This is a genomic window from Sphingomonas sp. GlSt437 (assembly GCF_048015635.2).
Lineage (GTDB): Bacteria > Pseudomonadota > Alphaproteobacteria > Sphingomonadales > Sphingomonadaceae > Sphingomonas.
Window position 1 is genome coordinate 833,073 of record NZ_JBPGYA010000002.1, and the last position, 16,919, is coordinate 849,991.

Annotated in this window: 18 protein-coding genes; 11 read left to right on the forward strand and 7 right to left on the reverse strand. The window is 66.7% G+C overall.

Going from position 1 to position 16,919, the window contains the following annotated elements; translation table 11 throughout:
* Positions 1 to 123 precede the first annotated feature (123 nt).
* The 3 genes from ribB to ACLB0R_RS13575 all read left to right on the forward strand — a co-directional run bounded on the left by ribB (position 124) and on the right by ACLB0R_RS13575 (position 3,298).
* A complete protein-coding gene (ribB, locus tag ACLB0R_RS13565; RefSeq protein WP_416643173.1) occupies positions 124 to 1,425 on the forward strand; it encodes a 3,4-dihydroxy-2-butanone-4-phosphate synthase in 1,302 nt (433 codons plus the stop codon).
* Positions 1,426 to 1,428: 3 nt separating this feature from the next.
* Positions 1,429 to 1,848, forward strand: coding sequence for a 6,7-dimethyl-8-ribityllumazine synthase (gene ribH / locus ACLB0R_RS13570; RefSeq protein WP_416643172.1), 420 nt, complete (start codon positions 1,429 to 1,431; stop codon positions 1,846 to 1,848).
* A 73-nt stretch (positions 1,849 to 1,921) separates the two neighbouring features.
* Positions 1,922 to 3,298 carry a cytochrome P450 gene (locus ACLB0R_RS13575; RefSeq protein WP_416643171.1) on the forward strand — a complete coding sequence of 459 codons (1,377 nt, stop codon included), beginning with the start codon at positions 1,922 to 1,924 and terminating at the stop codon, positions 3,296 to 3,298.
* 122 nt (positions 3,299 to 3,420) lie between these two features.
* On the opposite strand, the gene ACLB0R_RS13580 is transcribed toward ACLB0R_RS13575, so the two are convergent.
* Positions 3,421 to 4,509 carry an alkene reductase gene (locus tag ACLB0R_RS13580; RefSeq protein ID WP_416643170.1) on the reverse strand — a complete coding sequence of 363 codons (1,089 nt, stop codon included), beginning with the start codon at positions 4,507 to 4,509 and terminating at the stop codon, positions 3,421 to 3,423.
* 106 nt (positions 4,510 to 4,615) lie between these two features.
* On the opposite strand from ACLB0R_RS13580, the gene ACLB0R_RS13585 reads away from it, so the two are divergent.
* From ACLB0R_RS13585 to ACLB0R_RS13610, 6 genes are read left to right on the forward strand one after another with little or no spacing between them, the layout of a single operon-like run.
* Positions 4,616 to 5,503, forward strand: coding sequence for a DMT family transporter (locus ACLB0R_RS13585; protein WP_416643169.1), 888 nt, complete (start codon positions 4,616 to 4,618; stop codon positions 5,501 to 5,503).
* Between the two features lie 23 nt (positions 5,504 to 5,526).
* On the forward strand, positions 5,527 to 6,192 hold the full coding sequence (locus tag ACLB0R_RS13590; protein ID WP_416643168.1) for a COQ9 family protein: 666 nt from the start codon (positions 5,527 to 5,529) through the stop codon (positions 6,190 to 6,192).
* Between the two features lie 56 nt (positions 6,193 to 6,248).
* Entirely contained in the window at positions 6,249 to 6,509 is a 261-nt protein-coding gene (locus ACLB0R_RS13595) for a FeoA family protein (RefSeq protein WP_173399226.1), read from the forward strand.
* The gene (feoB, locus tag ACLB0R_RS13600; RefSeq protein WP_416643167.1) at positions 6,506 to 8,374 is read left to right on the forward strand and encodes a ferrous iron transporter B; all 1,869 of its coding nucleotides are present in this window, start codon (positions 6,506 to 6,508) and stop codon (positions 8,372 to 8,374) included. Before ACLB0R_RS13595 ends, feoB begins: the two co-directional genes overlap by 4 nt.
* A 9-nt stretch (positions 8,375 to 8,383) precedes the next feature.
* Positions 8,384 to 8,917, forward strand: coding sequence for a single-stranded DNA-binding protein (ssb, locus tag ACLB0R_RS13605; protein WP_416643166.1), 534 nt, complete (start codon positions 8,384 to 8,386; stop codon positions 8,915 to 8,917).
* A 25-nt stretch (positions 8,918 to 8,942) separates the two neighbouring features.
* Positions 8,943 to 10,472, forward strand: coding sequence for a sensor histidine kinase (locus ACLB0R_RS13610; RefSeq protein ID WP_416643165.1), 1,530 nt, complete (start codon positions 8,943 to 8,945; stop codon positions 10,470 to 10,472).
* A 21-nt stretch (positions 10,473 to 10,493) separates the two neighbouring features.
* Here the strand turns inward: ACLB0R_RS13610 and ACLB0R_RS13615 are convergent, their stop codons facing one another.
* The 3 genes from ACLB0R_RS13615 to metX all read right to left on the reverse strand — a co-directional run bounded on the left by ACLB0R_RS13615 (position 10,494) and on the right by metX (position 12,701).
* Positions 10,494 to 10,928, reverse strand: coding sequence for a response regulator (locus ACLB0R_RS13615; RefSeq protein ID WP_416643936.1), 435 nt, complete (start codon positions 10,926 to 10,928; stop codon positions 10,494 to 10,496).
* A gap of 70 nt (positions 10,929 to 10,998) precedes the next feature.
* Positions 10,999 to 11,586, reverse strand: coding sequence for a methionine biosynthesis protein MetW (gene metW, locus ACLB0R_RS13620; protein WP_416643164.1), 588 nt, complete (start codon positions 11,584 to 11,586; stop codon positions 10,999 to 11,001).
* Positions 11,583 to 12,701, reverse strand: coding sequence for a homoserine O-acetyltransferase MetX (gene metX, locus ACLB0R_RS13625; protein ID WP_416643163.1), 1,119 nt, complete (start codon positions 12,699 to 12,701; stop codon positions 11,583 to 11,585). The genes metW and metX overlap by 4 nt, the downstream gene beginning before the upstream one ends.
* A 71-nt stretch (positions 12,702 to 12,772) precedes the next feature.
* Between metX and hisC the strand changes: the two genes are divergently transcribed.
* Positions 12,773 to 13,888, forward strand: a complete 1,116-nt coding sequence (gene hisC / locus ACLB0R_RS13630) for a histidinol-phosphate transaminase (RefSeq protein WP_416643162.1) — start codon at positions 12,773 to 12,775, stop codon at positions 13,886 to 13,888.
* Entirely contained in the window at positions 13,888 to 14,796 is a 909-nt protein-coding gene (locus ACLB0R_RS13635; protein WP_416643161.1) for a prephenate/arogenate dehydrogenase family protein, read from the forward strand. The genes hisC and ACLB0R_RS13635 overlap by 1 nt, the downstream gene beginning before the upstream one ends.
* A gap of 6 nt (positions 14,797 to 14,802) precedes the next feature.
* Here ACLB0R_RS13635 and ACLB0R_RS13640 read toward each other — a convergent pair whose 3' ends face one another.
* Genes ACLB0R_RS13640 through ACLB0R_RS13650 form a run of 3 tightly spaced genes read right to left on the reverse strand, consistent with a single transcriptional unit; the run spans position 14,803 to position 16,912 of the window.
* Entirely contained in the window at positions 14,803 to 15,483 is a 681-nt protein-coding gene (locus ACLB0R_RS13640) for a lysophospholipid acyltransferase family protein (protein ID WP_416643935.1), read from the reverse strand.
* Complete coding sequence (locus ACLB0R_RS13645) at positions 15,483 to 16,022, reverse strand: YdcF family protein (RefSeq protein ID WP_416643160.1); 540 nt, start codon at positions 16,020 to 16,022, stop codon at positions 15,483 to 15,485. Before ACLB0R_RS13645 ends, ACLB0R_RS13640 begins: the two co-directional genes overlap by 1 nt.
* Positions 16,019 to 16,912, reverse strand: a complete 894-nt coding sequence (locus ACLB0R_RS13650) for a cell division protein FtsX (protein WP_416643159.1) — start codon at positions 16,910 to 16,912, stop codon at positions 16,019 to 16,021. The genes ACLB0R_RS13645 and ACLB0R_RS13650 overlap by 4 nt, the downstream gene beginning before the upstream one ends.
* Positions 16,913 to 16,919 lie beyond the last annotated feature (7 nt).

The following is a 16,919-nucleotide window of genomic DNA, read 5'->3' on the forward strand; positions in this document are numbered from 1 at the left end:
GGCCGCTTGCGGCTTGAATCCCCCGGAATGGCCTGCGATCCCAGCTTTCGCTGGGATGACGATGTGGGGTGAGATGTGATTATCGCTCTTGCAGATCACATTATAATGTGAGATAGCCTCCCCATGAGCACTCAACTGATCGAACGCGTCCGCAAGCTTGTCGTCGATGGCGGCATGTCGCGCTCCGGCCTCGCCCGCGCCGCCGGCCTCCATGCCAACACGCTGCGCGACCTCGACGCGCCCGATTGGAACCCGACGGCGGAGACGCTGCGCAAGCTCGAAGGCTTCCTGTTCGCCAGCGACGACACGCCCGTGCTCGTGCCGATCGAGGAAATCATCGAGGAAGCGCGCAACGGCCGCATGTTCATCCTGGTCGATGATGAGGATCGCGAGAATGAGGGCGATCTCGTCATCCCCGCGCAAATGGCGACGCCGGCGGCGATCAATTTCATGGCGACGCATGGCCGCGGCCTCATTTGCCTCGCGCTTGCCAAGGCGCGCGTCGATCAACTTGGGCTCGATCTGATGAGCCGCAACAACGGCACCCGGCATGAAACCGCTTTCACCGTCTCGATCGAGGCGAAGGAAGGCGTCACCACCGGCATTTCCGCGCATGACCGCGCGCGGACGGTGTCGGTCGCGATCGATGCTTCCAAGGGCCGCGACGATATCGTCACGCCGGGCCATGTCTTCCCGCTCGTCGCCAAGGATGGGGGCGTGCTGGTGCGCGCGGGGCATACCGAGGCCTCGGTCGATGTCGCGCGGCTCGCCGGCCTGAACCCGTCAGGCGTCATCTGCGAAATCATGCGTGACGACGGCACGATGGCGCGGATGGATGACCTGATCGACTTCGCGCGCCGCCACGAGCTCAAGATCGGCACGATCCGCGACCTGATCGCCTATCGCCGCCGCCACGACCATCTCGTCGAGAAAACCGCCGAAATCGCCTTCACCAGCCGCTGGGGCGGCGAGTGGCGCGCGCTCACTTTTCGCAACAAAGTGACCGGCGACGAGCTGATGGCGCTGCAAAAGGGCCATATCGACCCCGCCAAGCCGACGCTCGTCCGCATGCACACCATGTCGATGTTCGTCGATGTGTTCGGCGAGGAATCGGAGCGCGCCGGGCTGCTCTCGGGCTCGATGCAGGCGATTGCCGAGGAAGGCGCCGGGGTGATCGTCGTGATCAACAGGCCGATGCAAGGCATCGTCTCGCAGTTCATCAAGCTGCGCGGCGAAGGCAAGGGCGCCGGCGACCCGCAAGTCGAGGAATTGCGCGACTACGGCATCGGCGCGCAGATTTTGACCGAATTGGGCGTGCAGGACATGGTGCTCTTGACCAACACACACCATACGCTGATCGGCCTCGACGGCTATGGCCTGAGCATCGTCGGCGAGCGCGCGATCCCGGGAACGGGGGGAGAGTAAGAAATGGCCAAGATTCTGATCGTCGAAGCGCGTTTCTACGAGCATCTGAACGACATGCTGCTCGCCGGCGCGCGCGCCGCGATCGAGGATGCGGGTTATGCGCATGAGACGATCACCGTCCCCGGCGCGCTCGAAATCCCTGGAGCCATCGCCTTTGCCGACGCGAGCGGGGCGTATGACGGCTATGTCGCGATCGGCGTCGTCATTCGCGGCGAGACCTATCATTTCGAGATCGTCGCGGGCGAAAGCGCACGCGGGTTGATGGCGCTCAGCATGGATGGCCTCGCCATCGGCAACGGCATCCTGACGACCGAGAACGAAGCGCAGGCCATCGTCCGCGCCGATCCGGCGCAGAAGGATAAGGGCGGCGAGGCAGCCAAGGCGGCGCTCGCGATGCTGGCGCTGAAGCATCGGTTCGCATGATTTAGCGCGCCACGTCCTTCACAGCCGCCGCCGGCTTACTTATACCCGTGTCAGTAAGCACCCGGAGAGGTCGATGGCGCACGCACATACTCATAAGGCCAATCCGCATTGGCTGCCCAAGGTCGGACTGGCCGAGCTGAAGCATATCCCGGGAGAGACCGGGTGGCCGGTGGTCGGCAACACCTTTCCGCTGCTCGCTGACCCGACCGGGTTCGGCCGGCGGATGATCGCAACTTATGGCAAGGTGTTCCGCAACAACGCGTTCGGCTCGCACGGTGTCTCGCTGATTGGGCCTGAGGCGAATGAGCTGGTGCTGTTCGACCGCGAGAAAATCTTCTCGTCCGAGCAAGGCTGGGGGCCGACGCTCAACCTGCTGTTCCCGCGCGGGCTCATGCTGATGGATTTCGAGGCGCATCGTGCCGACCGGCGCACGCTATCGGTCGCGTTCAAGCCCGAGCCGATGCGCCATTACGCCGAGCGCTTGAACGCCGGCATCGCGCGTGAAGTCGCTAGCTGGGGCAACCGGCCAATGCCCTTCTACAAGGCGATCAAGCAGCTGTCGCTCGATCTGGCCGCCGATTGCTTTCTCGGCATGCCGCTTGGGCCCGAGGCGGACCGGATCAACCAGGCGTTCGTCGATGAAGTCCAGGCCTCGGTCGCGCCGATCCGCTCCCCGCTGCCGGGCACCAAGATGGGCAAGGGCGCGGCGGCGCGCGCGTATCTGGTTGGCCTGTTCAAGCGCGAAATCCCGGCGCGACGGACTGGCGACGGACAGGATTTCTTCTCGATCTTCTGCCGCGCCACCGATGAGCAAGGCCAGCCGCTCAGCGACCAAGCGATCGCCGATCACATGAATTTCCTGATGATGGCGGCGCACGACACCATCACCTCGTCGGCGACAAGCCTGGTGATGATGCTGGGGCGCCACCCCGAATGGCAGGAAAAGCTGCGCGAGGAAGTGCTGGCGCTCGGCCTGAACGACGACGAGGGCCCGGCTTACGGCCAGCTCGACAAGATGGAGCTGACCTTATGGGCGTTCCGCGAGGCGCTGCGGCTGGTGCCGCCGGTGCCCTCCATCCCGCGCCGCGCGCTGAAGGAATTCGAGTTTGGCGGCTATCGCATCCCCGCCGGCACGCAAGTCGGGCTGTCGGTCGGCTATACCCACAAGATGCCCGAAATCTGGCCCGATCCCGAGACATTCGATCCGCTGCGCTTTGCGCCCGAAAACGCCAAGGGCCGGCACAAATATGCCTGGGTGCCGTTCGGCGGCGGCGCGCATATGTGCCTGGGGTTGCACTTCGCCGAGATGCAGGTGCGCATCCTGATCGCGCAGTTGCTGCGCCGCTATCGCATCGAGCTGGCGCCGGGATCAGGCAAGGAATGGCAGGCCTGGCCGATCCCGCAGCCTAAGGATGGGTTGCCGGTGACGTTCGTGCCGCTAGCAGGATAATTCCGCCCCAACAATCGTCACCCCGGCCTTGAGCCGAGGTCCCGCTTTTACCGACCGCTTGAAGAAGCGGGACCCCGGGTCAAGCCCGGGGTGACGATCAGAAAAACCGCAATCGACGGCGCTCAGGCCGCCGCCGCTTCCAGCGCCGGATAGTCGGTATATCCCTCCGGGCCCTGGCTGTACCAGGTCTTGGGATTGCTCTCGTTGAGCGGCGCGCCGGTGCGCAGGCGCTCGGGCAGATCGGGATTGGCGAGGAACGCGCGGCCAAAGCTCACCGCGTCAGCCACGCCCGAATCGAGCGCCGCTTGCGCTGCCTCGGCGGTGAAATAGTCGGAATTGACCACCAGCGGCCGCGAGAACACCTGCCGAATCGCCGGCGACTGCTTGGGCACATCGCTGCGGCCGAACGTCCCGTCCGCCCCGGGCTCACGCAGCTCGAGGAAGCCGATGCCAATGTCGTTCAAAATGCGCGCGGCGGCGGTGAACAGCAATTCCGGCTGGCTATCGTCGACGCCTTGCGAATTGCCGTTGGGCGAGAGGCGCACCGACGTGCGATCGGCACCCGCAACCGACGCGACCCGCTCGGCGACTTCGCGCAACAGCCGCGTGCGGTTCTCAATCGAGCCGCCATAGATGTCGTCACGGAAATTGGCGTTGTCGCGCAGAAACTGGTCGATCAGATAGCCGTTCGCGGCGTGGATCTGGACGCCGTCAAACCCGGCGGCGAGCGCATTCTTGGTCGCGCGGGCATAATCATCGAGCAGGCCGGGGATTTCGTCGATGCCGAGCGGGCGCGCGGTCTCGAAATCCTGGCGGCCATCATAGGTATGCGCCTGGCCCGGCGACGCGGTGGCGGACGACGACACCGGCTGCTCGCCAATCACCGAGCTATGGACCTGGCGGCCCATATGCCAGAGCTGGGCAACGATGCGTCCCCCCGCCGCATGCACGGCCGCCGTTACCGGCTGCCAGGCCGCTGCCTGCTCGTCGGTCCACAGGCCCGGCGCGAAGGGCCAGCCCAGGCCCTGGCGGCTGATGCCGGTCGCTTCCGAGATGATCAGGCCGGCGCTTGCCCGCTGCGCATAATAGTCGGCCATGATCGGCGTCGGCACATGCTCGCGGGTTGCGCGGCCGCGCGTCAGCGGCGCCATCAGGATGCGGTTGGGCGCGGCGATCGCGCCAAGCTGAACGGGGTCGAACAGGCTGGGCATAAAGTCTTTCATCCTTGGCTGGCGACCGAATCAACGGCCGGGACAAAGCGGAGATAGCCCGCTAAGGCGGCGCTTTCATCCATAAGCGGCCCCAAGTTTTTCTGCCATGCCTGAAACGAAACCCGCGCAGCCTGCCTCTGCAGCGTCAGCCGATCGCTTGGCGATGGCGGCGGTGGTCGCGGGCAACATCGCGCTGGCCTTCGGGCCGTGGTTCGTGCGCGCGGCGGGGAGCGGCCCGGTCGCCGCCGCTTTCTGGCGGGTGGCGCTTGCCGCGCCGATCCTGGCGGCGCTGGCGGTCGCGAGCGGCTGGCGGCCACGGGGCATCACGCCGGGCATGATCGCCGCACTGCTGATCGGCGGGCTGTGCTTCGGGGCTGATCTGGCGAGCTGGCATCTCGGCATCGTGCGCACGACGCTTGCCAACGCGACGCTGTTCGGGAACGCCGCCGTGCTGTTCTTCCCGGTCTATGGCTTCGTCGCGGCGCGCATGCTGCCCAACCGATCGCAGGCGCTGGCGCTTGGCCTGGCGAGCGCGGGCGCAGCGCTGCTGCTTGGCCGGTCCTATGCGCTTGATCCGCGCCATCTGGCCGGGGACTTGCTGTCGCTCACTGCCGGCACGCTCTACACCGTCTATTTCATCGCGATGGCACGGGTGCGCCAGGCAATGCCGCCGCTGCCGGCCTTGGCGCTCTCCACGCTGGCGAGCACGCTGCCGTTGCTATTGTTCGCGCGACTGGCGGGCGAGAGCGTGTGGCCAAGCCATTGGGGGGCGCTGATCGGGCTGGCGCTGGCGAGCCAGGTGTTCGGCCAGGGCTGCATGATCTACGCGATCGGGCGGCTGTCTCCCCTCATCATGGGGATCGCGCTGCTGATCCAGCCGATCGTCAGCGCGACGGTCGGCTGGCTGGTTTACGGCGAGCGATTGGGCACTGCCGATCTGGTCGGCGCCGCGCTCGTCGCCGCCGCGCTGGTGCTGGTGCGCCGGGAGCGCTAAAGGGCGGCGAAGGAGCCATGGCCATGACCCACACCATCCCCGCTGATGCCACGCTGGACGAAATCCGCGCCGGCCTTGCCCCGCTGATCGCCGACAACGCTGCGTTCGACGGCTGGAGCGAGGCCGCGGTTGCGCTTGCCGCCGAGCAGGCCGGCGTCGATGGCGATGTCGCTCGCCTGGCGTTCAGCGACGGCGCAATCGCGATGATCGATGCTTGGTTCGCCTATGTCGACGCCGAGATGGCGCGCGCTTTGCCCGCTGAGACCCTCGCCCCGATGAAGGTGCGGCAAAAGATCACGGCGCTGGTCGAAGCCCGACTCGCCACGCTGGACCCGCAGCGCGAGGCACTGCGCCGCGCCCTCGCGTTGCTGGCGATGCCGCAGAATGCCCCCCGCGCAGCCGCGCTCGGCTGGCGCGCGGCGGACCTGATGTGGCGCGCCGCTGGCGACACCGCGACCGATTACAATCACTATACCAAGCGCGCGCTGTTGATGGCGATCTACACCGCGACGATCACCGTTTTCCTGAACGACGACAGCGAGGATTGGGCCGATACGCGCGCGTTTCTGGCGCGGCGGATCGAGGGCATTATGCGCTTCGAGAAGGCCAAGACCGGGTTCGTCAAACGCACCGAGAACCTGCCGAGCCTCTCGCGCTTCATCGGTCGGCTGCGCTATCCGGTGGTCTAAGCGCGTGGCCGCCAATCGCAATTGATAATCGCTCGCAGAAACGTTATCTGGCGCGCATGGAGACGTCCTTCACCCTGGCGCAAGTGCCGCTCAACCGGGCGGGCACGGTGAGCGCGATCGACTGGTCGGGCATGGCCGCGCCCGAAGCGCGGCGGCTGCGCGAGCTGGGCCTTGACCTGGGCGTCGGCGTCGAGGTGATGCACCGCGCCCGGCTGGGCGGCGGCCCGATCGCCTGCCGGGTCGGACGGATGACAGTGGCGATGCGGCGCAACGTCGCAGCAGCGATCTCGGTCGCGCTGCCGGGCGCCGCCCAATGACGAGCCTGCCGCTGGTCGCGCTGGTCGGCAATCCCAATGCTGGCAAATCGGCGCTGTTCAACGCGCTGACGGGCGCGCGGCAAAAGGTCGGCAATTATCCCGGCGTCACCGTCGAGCGGCATGCCGGGCGGCTGATGCTCGGCGACGGCCGCCCGGTCGAGCTGGTCGATCTGCCCGGCACTTATTCGCTCGACCCCATGAGCCCCGATGAGCGCGTCACCCGCGACGTGGTGACCGGAACGCAAGCCGGCGAGCGGCTGCCCGATGCGATCGTCATCGTCGTCGATGCCGCCAATCTCGACAATCATCTGCGCTTTGCGTTGCAGCTCGTGGCGCTCGGTCTGCCGACGGTGGTCGCGCTCAACATGGTGGACCTCGCCGAGCGGGATGGCTTGAAGCTCGATCCCGCCGTGCTGGCCCGCGAGCTGGGTGTGCCGGTGGTGCCGACTGTAGCGGTCAGGAAGCGCGGGCTCGACGAGCTGAAGGCGACGCTCAACGAGCTGATCCTGCCCGGCGGCGCGCATCGCGTCCGCGGCGGCGATGCCGCGCCGATCCATGAGGATGTCGCCGCGCTGCAACACCGCGCCCGCGCCCTCTCGCTTGCCGCGACCATCTCCGAAACGCCGGTGCGCCGCTGGACGCACGCCATCGACGCGATCGCGCTGCACCCGGTGTGGGGCCTGTTGCTGCTGTTCGCGATCCTGTTTACGATGTTCCAGCTGGTGTTCTTTGCGGGCGCCGCGCCGGCGGATGCGATCGATGCCGGCTTCAACGCGCTCGGCAAGGGCATCGATGCGACCCTGCCGCCCTCATTCTTCCGCGACTTGCTCAGCGACGGCATCATCGCCGGGGTCGGCGCGGTGGTGAAGTTCCTGCCGCAGATCCTGATCCTGTTCTTCTTCATCCTGCTGCTCGAAGCATCGGGCTATATGGTCCGCGCCGCGTTCATGATGGACCGGGTGATGGCTTCGGTCGGGCTCTCGGGCCGCGCCTTCATTCCCCTGCTCTCCAGCTTCGCCTGCGCGGTGCCCGGCATTATGGCGACCCGGACGATCGAGGACGAGAAGGACCGGCTGACGACGATCCTGATCGCGCCGCTGATGACGTGCTCGGCACGCCTGCCGGTCTATACGCTGATCATCGGCGCGCTGATCCCCGATCGGCAAGTGTTAGGCTTTATCGGGCTTCAGGGGCTGGTGTTGTTCGGGCTTTATGTGCTGGGCGTGGTAGGCGCGTTCGTGGCGGCGCTGGTCATTCGGCGGACCGTGGCGCAGGGTGCCTCATCGGGTTTCATGATGGAAATGCCCAAATATCAATGGCCGCGCGCGCGCGACATCGCGCTGGGGCTGTGGACGCGCGTCGAGATTTTCCTGAAGCGCGCGGGCACGATCATCCTGGGGTCGACGGTCATCCTGTGGCTCTTGCTCAGCTTCCCCAAGCCGCCGGCCGATTCCCACATCTCGCCCGTCGATTATTCGGTCGCCGGACGCATCGCCAATGGGCTTGCGGTGGTAACGCAACCCATCGGCTTCAACCGCGACATCGCGCTCGCGCTGATCCCGGCAATGGCCGCGCGCGAAGTCGCGGTGGCGGCGCTCGGCACGGTCTATGCGGTCGACAACCCCGAAGAAGGCAAGGGCCATGACGCGCTCGCCGCCAATCTGCGTGGCCATTGGAGCCTGCCGACCGCGCTCGCTTTCCTGATGTGGTTCGTGTTCGCGCCGCAATGCATCTCGACCATCGCGGTCACGCGGCGCGAGACCAATGGCTGGAAATGGCCCGCTTTCATGGTTGGCTATCTGTTCGTGCTGGCCTATCTCGCTTCGGGCGCGACATTCTGGATCGCGACGGCATTGAGATTATAGGAAACGGGCATGGCGGGCAGCGTCAACAAGGTCATTCTGGTCGGCAATCTGGGGCGCGACCCCGAAAGCCGGACCTTCCAGAACGGCGGCAAGGTCGTCAACCTGCGCATCGCGACCTCGGAAAGCTGGAAAGACCGCAATTCGGGCGAGCGCAAGGAGCGCACCGAATGGCATTCGGTCGCGATCTTCAACGAGAATATCGCCAACACCGCCGAGCGGTTTCTGCGCAAGGGCAGCAAGGTCTATATCGAGGGCCAGCTCGAAACGCGCAAATGGCAGGACCAGCAAGGCCAGGACCGCTACACGACCGAGATCGTGCTCCGCCCTTATAGCGGCCAGCTCACCATGCTCGACGGCGCGCCCGGCTCGGGTGGTGGCGGTGGTGGTGGCGGCGTCAGAAGCGCGCGCGACGATTGGGGCGCCGGCGGCGACGATTTCGGCGGTGCGCGCGCCCCTGGCGGGAACCGCGGCGGCGGTCAGGCGTTTGCCGGGGGTGCTAGCGGTGGTTTCCCCGACGATCTCGACGACGACGTGCCGTTCTAGGCCGTTCATCGGCGCCGCGTGATTTTTGGCTGCTGATCCGTCCACGCCGCCGGTTTCGCCCGATGAGCCGCAGCGCCTGGCGGTGCTGGGCGACCATGATTTTTCGCGATTGGCCGACAATGGCGCGTTGCGCCGCATCACCGATTTTGCCGCCGCGCTGTGCGAGACGCCGATCGCGCTGGTCAGCCTGGTCGAAGAGGCCGCGCAGCGCTTCGTCGCGCGCACTGGGCTTGCCGCTGAGTCGACGCCGCGCCGGGTGTCGTTCTGTGCGCACGCGATCGCCGACGACGCGCTGATGGTGGTGCCCGATGCGGCTGCCGATCCCCGCTTTGCCGAGAATGACCTGGTCACCGGCGAGCCGCATATCCGTTTTTATGCCGGCACGCCGGTCAAATCGCGTGAGGGGCTGCGGCTCGGCACCCTATGCGTCATCGACCGCACGCCGCGCAAGGGCCTGACGCCGCTGCAGCAGCAGGGGCTCGAGACGCTGGCCGAACAAGTCGGCCTGATTCTCGACGCGAACCGCACCATCGGCGAGCGGCAGGAAGCCGACGCCCAGGCGACCCGCGTACTCAGCGAAAGCGACGATCGTTTCAAGGGCTTGGCCGATGCGGTGCCGCAGATGGTTTGGGCAACACCCGCCGACGGCAAGCCCGATTATTACAACCAGCGTTGGTACGATTATACCGGGCTGAAGCCAGGCGACAGCGATGGCGATGCCTGGTCGCTGGTGCTTCATCCCGATGATCGCGAGCGCGCGGTCGCGACCTGGCAAAAGGCGGTCGACTCCGGTGAGCCCTATGAGATCGAGTATCGCTTGCGGCGCGCCGACGGCGCCTATCGCTGGGCGCTGGGCAACGGCTTGCCCCAGCGCGGGGCCGATGGCCGCGTCGTCCGCTGGTACGGCACCTGCACCGACATTCACGAACAGCGCATGGCGCTCGAGGAGCGCGAGATCATCTCGCAGGAGCTCAGCCACCGCATCAAGAATATCTTCGCGGTGGTGATCGGCCTGATCGGCGTCGCCGCGCGCGAGCGGCCGCAGCTGGCGGGCGCCGCCGACGAATTGCGCGACCGGATCGGCGCGCTAGGGCGGGCGCATGATTATGTCCGCCCGCACAGCCCCAAATCGCGCCCGTCTGAACAGCCGGGCAGCCTGCGCGGCCTCTTCAAGGCGTTGTTCGCGCCGTATGATTCGGAAACCGCCCCGCGCTTCGTCGTGATGGGCAGCGACGTGCAGGTCGACGATCGCTCGGCAACGCCACTCGCGCTGTTTTTTCACGAGCTGGCGACCAACGCGATCAAATATGGCGCGTTGTCGCGCGATGGCGGGCAAGTTGTCATCACCGTGATCGACGATCCGCAAAAAGTCCAAATCGATTGGCGCGAGCAAGGCGGCCCCGCGGTGAGCGCGCCGGGCAAGATGGAAGGTTTCGGCTCGCGTCTCGTCGAGCTCAGCGTCGTCCGCCAATTGGGCGGCGTGGTCGAGCGCGAATGGGCGCCCGATGGCCTGAGGATCAACGCCGAGATTCCGCTGACGGCGATGCGCCGCTAGCGGGATTACGGTGCCAGCGCCTCAGCCTTGCGCGCTCTTGTCCGATGGGTAAGCCGCATTGTCGTTGCTGAGCAGAACGATCTCATCAGTCGTGAGGTTCGCCGGATCGAGCTGCGCGCTCGCAATTGCCGCAGCGGTGCGGATCGCCTGCTCGCTGAACGGCTTGCGGACAAAGGCAATGGCGCCGGTGTCATCGGTGATATGGGCGGGATTGGCGGTCACGAACACGACACGCACGCCGTGCTGGCGTGCCAAGGCAGCGGCAATTTCCGGCCCGGTCGGTCCATCGCGCAGATTAACGTCGACAAAGGCGAAAGCACAATTATTCGCGAGATCCAAGGCGGTCGGGCGATCGGCGGCGATGCCCGCGACCCGATACCCGGCATCGGTCAGGATACGCTCGAGATCGAGCGCGACGAAGATTTCATCTTCAACAATCAGCGCCACCGCCGACATTGCTACCCCGTTCACCTTTCGTAACAGTCCCGGAACTGAAACACATCATGCCCCGTCCGGTTCCGCAGGTCTAGCGACGCAAGGCAAAGACTGCGTGTTCGGCCAATAGATTGGCGAGCCGCGCGCTCGTCTGCTGGTCGCCCGACAGGAACCATGCGCCTTCCACTGTCACGCCGCGCTCCCGCAGGAAGGCCTGGAAATCCTCGATGGTGACATGGTGGATATTGGGCGTGTCGTGCCATTGCTCGGGGAGCAGCCGCGTCACCGGCATCCGCCCGCCGACGAGCAGCGACGCCCGCACGCGCCAATGCGCGAAATTGGGGAAGCTGACGAACGCCCGCCGGCCGATGCGCAACAGATGATCGAGCACCGCGGCGGGGGCGCGCGTTGTCTGCAGCGTCTGGCTCAGGATCGCGTAGTCGAAGCTCTGGTTAGGGTAATCGGCGAGATCGGTATCGGCATCGCCCTGCACCACCGACAGCCCGCGCGCGACGGCGGCGGCGACGTTGCCGGCGTCGATCTCCAAACCGCGCGCATCGACCTGGCGCACATCGCGCAGCGCCGCCATCAGCGCACCATCGCCGCAACCGACATCGAGCACGCGACTGCCCGGCGCGACATTGGCGGCAATGACCGCGAGATCGGGGCGCAAGGTCACGCGTTCGCTCTCAAAAACCCGTCGACCACCCGGTTAAGTTCGGGCGTCTCGAGCAGGAAAGCGTCATGCCCGAACGGGCTCGACAGCTCGACAAAGCTCGCCGCCGCGCCGGCCGCATGCAGCGCATGGACGATGCTGCGCGATTCGGGCGTGGGGTAAAGCCAGTCGGTATCGAAGCTGACGAGGCAGAAGCGCGTCGCCGTGCCGCGAAAAGCATTGGCGAGCAGGCCACCATGCTCTTCCGCCAGATCAAAATAATCCATCGCCCGGGTGATGTAGAGATAGCTGTTCGCATCGAACCGATCGACGAAGCTCAGCCCCTGGTGGCGCAGATAGCTTTCGATCTGGAAATCGGCATCGAAGCCGAAGCTCTTGGCGTCCCGCGCCTGCAGCCGCCGGCCGAATTTTTCGGTGAGCCCGGCTTCAGAGAGATAGGTGATGTGCGCCGCCATCCGCGCCACCGCCAGGCCATCGGCAGGCACCTCGCCGGTTGCGTAATAATCGCCCCCAGCCCAGCGCGGATCGGCCATGATCGCCTGGCGGCCGACTTCGTGGAACGCGATATTCTGCGCGGTATGGCGCGCGGTCGACGCAATGATCACCGCATTGCGCACGCGCGTCGGATACGTCGCGGCCCAGCTCAACGCCTGCATGCCGCCCATCGACCCGCCGATCACTGCCGCCAGCCGCTCGATGCCGAGATGATCGAGCAGCAATGCCTGCGCGCGGGCCATGTCGCGGATGGTGATCACCGGAAAGCGCATCGCATAGGGTGTGCCGGTTGCGGGATCGGTGCTGGCGGGGCCGGACGAGCCCATGCAGCTGCCGATCACATTGGCGCAGACGATGAAATAGCGCGCGGGGTCGACGGGCCGCCCTTCGCCCACCATCCGCGTCCACCAGCCGGGCTTGCCGGTAATCGGATGCGTGCTGGCGACATGCTGATCGCCGGTGAGCGCATGGCAGATGAGGATCGCGTTCGAGGCATCGGCGTTGAGCGCGCCATAAGTCTCATACGCGATTTCGACCGGCGCCAGCGTGCCGCCGCCATCGAGCGCCAACGGCCCGGCCAGCGTCACGCGGCGATCAAGCCCGAAGCGCGCATCGTTGTTCATCGGCACGGGCGCTAGGGCGAGGCCGCTTGCCTTGTCAACGCGGGCGTCGCGCGGCTATGCGCGGAGCCGCCATGACCGACACCGCCCTTTTAGCGCCCGAGCCCAAACCCTGGGTGATGGCAATCGCGCCTTATGTGCCGGGCCGCGCGACGAGCGATGACGGGCGCAAGGTGGTGAAGCTCTCGGCCAACGAGAATCCGCTCGGCACGCCTGAAGGCGCTATCGCCGCACTCGCCGAGGCGCGGAGCAGCCTCGATCGCTATCCCGACCCCGGCGCGACTGCACTGCGCGACGCGATTGCCGCCAAATATGGCCTTGATCCGCTGCGCATCATCTACGGCACCGGTTCGGATGACGTGCTGCATCTCGCCGCCGGCGCGTTTGCCGGGCCGGGCGACGAGGTGATCTACGTCAATTACGGTTTTGCGGTGTACGAGATCGCGACGCGGCGCGTCGGTGCGACGCCGGTCATCGCACCCGACCGCGATTATGCGACCGATGTCGACGCAATCCTGGGGGCGGTTACCGATCGCACGCGCATCATCTTTGTGGCCAACCCCAACAACCCGACCGGCACCTTCACGCCGCGCGCGGAAATCGAGCGGCTGCACGCCGCGCTGCCCAAATCGGTGCTGCTCGTGGTCGACAATGCTTATGCCGAGTATCTCGAAGCCGATGAGGATGACGGCGCGCTCGCGCTGGCGATGACCGCGCCCAATGTGCTGATCACCCGTACCTTCTCCAAGATTTACGGCCTGGCCGCCGAGCGGATCGGCTGGGGCTATGGCGCTGCCCCGCTGATCGAGGCGATGCACCGCATCCGCCTACCGTTCAACATCACCACGGCGGGGCAGAATGCTGCCATCGCTGCGCTCGCCGATGACGGCTTCGTCGCCGCAACGCGCGCCCACAATGCAAATTGGCGGGCGTGGTTCGCCGATCAAATTGCGAGCCTGGGCAATGCCAGGCTGCGCGCCATCCCATCCAAAGCCAATTTCGTGCTGGTGCTGTTCGAGGGCGCGCTGACCGCGGAGACGGCGTACAAGGCCTTGATGGACGCGGGCTATGCGGTGCGCTGGCTGCCCAATCAGGGGCTGCCGCACGGCCTGCGCATCACCATCGGCACCGAAAGCGACATGCGCGCGGTGACCGAGGTGCTGCGCGGCCTCGCCCAGAACGCGAGCTGATGCTGCCCTTCGCGCGCGTCACCATCATCGGCCTGGGGCTGATCGGCGGATCGATCGCGCGCGCGGTAAAGGCGAAAATGCCGACGGTGCGCGTCACCGGCCATGATGCCGACCCCGACGTGCGCGAAACTGCCCGCGCGATCGGCTTTTGCGACGACGTAACCGACACGCCTGGCGCGGCGGTGATCGATGCCGACCTCGTCATCCTTTGCGTGCACGTCGGCGCGATCGGCGCGGCCGCAGCGGCGATTGCAGAGGACCTGCCGGCAGAAGCGATCGTCAGCGATGTCGGCTCGTGCAAGGCCGAGGTGGCACGCGCCATGGCGGACGCGCTGCCCGGCCACATCATCGTGCCGGCGCATCCGGTCGCCGGCACCGAGCGCAGCGGGCCAGAGGCAGGCTTCGCAAGCCTGTTCGACAATCGCTGGTGCATCGTGACGCCGGTCGAGGGCATGCCCGAAGATGCGGCGACCCGCGTTGCCGAATTCTGGCGGCGGCTGGGCGCCAATGTCGAGATGATGGCGCCCGATCACCACGACCGCGTGCTCGCGGTGACCAGCCATTTGCCGCACCTGATCGCCTATACCATCGTCGGCACCGCGTCCGATCTGGAAGAAGTCACCCAATCCGAGGTGATCAAATATTCGGCCGGCGGCTTTCGCGATTTCACCCGGATTGCCGCCTCCGACCCGACGATGTGGCGCGACGTGTTCCTCAGCAATCGCGAGGCCGTGCTCGAGATGCTGCAGCGCTTTTCCGAAGACCTGACCGCGCTGCAGCGCGCGATCCGCTGGGGCAAGGGCGACGAGCTGTTCGATCTGTTCAGCCGTACGCGCGACATCCGCCGCGGCATTATCGAGCAAGGCCAGGACGATCCGGCACCCGATTTCGGCCGCAGTCACAACTGATCGCGATCACCCCAGCCGGTTGATCGCCGCGTGCACCCTGGCCTCGATCTCGGCGCGCGGCAGGCCGGGCGGCAGCGGCGCGCCAAAGTCGAACGTCACGTCGCCGGCGCGCTTCGGCCCCTTTTTCGGCCACACCTTACCGCTGTCGAGCGCGACCGGCACGACCGTCAGGTTGAGCATCCGGTAAAGCCCCGCAAAGCCCGATTTGAGCGGCGGCGCTTCGCCTTGCCGCACGCGCGTGCCCTCCGGGAAAATCACCACCGATCGCCCCTCGGCAATCGCCGACTTGGCCTCGCGCATCATTCGCCGCAGCATCGGTGCCGAGCCGTGGCGATCGACGACAATCACGCCGTAGCGCTGCGCCGCCCAGCCCCAGATCGGGATGCGCGCCAGCTCGCTCTTCATCACCGGCGCGGGATCGCGCAGCGCCAGCACCAGCTCGAGCGTTTCGAACATCGCGTGATGCTTGGCGGCGTAGAGCACCGGCTCGACGGGAATATGGCCGACAAAGCGGCTGCGAATGCCGAGCAGCCAGCGCGCCGACCAGCGGTGGAAATAAGCCCAGCTGCGCACATTGGCGCGCAGCGCGCGCTGGCCGAGCGCGGCGGTCAACGGCGTCGCCAGCACGAAGAACGCCGAGCCTGCGTAGAAGATCAGCTGGAATAGGACCGTCCTTGCCCAGGCGATCACGAGGCAATGCCGATCAACAGCGCGCCGCGCCGCACCAGGAATTTGTGATATTCGGCGATCAGCAGCGGCAGCCGCGCCGCGCCGGTCGGCACGCCATCGCCAAGCACCGTCACCTTGTCGCCGAGCGCATGCGTCAGCTCGAGTTTGGCCCGGCGCAGGTGCCAGTCCGAGGTGACCAGCCGCACGCTGCGATAATGGTGCGCGCGCACCCATTGCGCGGTTTCCTCGGCATTGGAGCGGGTGTCGATCGCTTCGCGCCCGAGATCGATGCAGCAGGCAAACAGATCGCGCGAGACATGATATTGCCGGGCGAGATCGATCGGCCGCACATCATCGGCCACGCCTGTTACGAGCATCCGATCGGCGGCATGTGCCTGCAACAGCGCCAGGCCACGGTCGATCCGCCCCGGTCCGCCCGTGGGCACCACGATCGCGTCGGTATGCTGGCCGTCCGCCGGGCCCGGCAGCGCGAGCATGAACCACGCAAAGCCGACTACCCAGACCAGCGCGACAAGGCCGATGGCGTTGCGGATCACAGATAGCGCCTCAACGCCGCCAACACCGCATAGCGCGCCGCGACGGTGGAAAGCAGCGCGAAGGCGAGCGGCATCGCCACCAGCACGCCCCAATCGCCACTGCCGAGCGTGATCGAGCCGAGCAGATCCGACCCCAGGCTCGCCAGCCGCTTGCCGACAAAGCCGACCACCGCGAGCGCGGCGATCGTGCCGACCGCGCCGCCGACCAGCGTATCGAGCGCGATCCGGCGCTGGAACAGCCGCGCCACCTGCATATCGGTCGAGCCGAGCATATGCAGGATTTCGATCGTATCGCGGTGCGTGTCGAGCCCGGCGCGCGCGGCCAGCACCACCACCGTCGCGGTCGCGGTCGCCATCAGCAGCACCAGCCCCGCGGCAAGCGCGATGATGATCTGCATGAAGCTGCTGATCGGCGCCATCCAGCGCTCGTGCCGGTCGATCCGTACGCCCGGCACCGCCGCCTGCACCGCGCGGGTGACCTCGGCCACGGACGCCTCGTCGCCGCCTTTCAAGTCGACGTCGATCATCGCCGGCACGGGGAGATCGGGGTCGGCGCCGTCCTCGCCCAGCCACGGGCGCAGCATCGCGGCGAGCGCGGCGCGATCGACCTCGCTGGCGCGAGCGACTTGCGGCGCGTGGTGCAGCGCCTCGAGCGCGGCCTGGGTATCGCGGGCACGTGCCGCGTCATTGGCGTCGACGATCTGCACCGTCAGCCGCCCGGTGATCTGGCGATCGAGCACGCTCGCGCCCGCCAGCGTCGCCAGCCCGAGCGCGGCGGCGAGCACCGTCAGGAACAGCATGATCGCCATGATCCACGTCATCGCGCGGGTGCGGCGGCCATCGTCGAGCAGGCGGCGATCGGCAGCAGGCGTGATGAGGTTGAGCTTCATGGTCGCG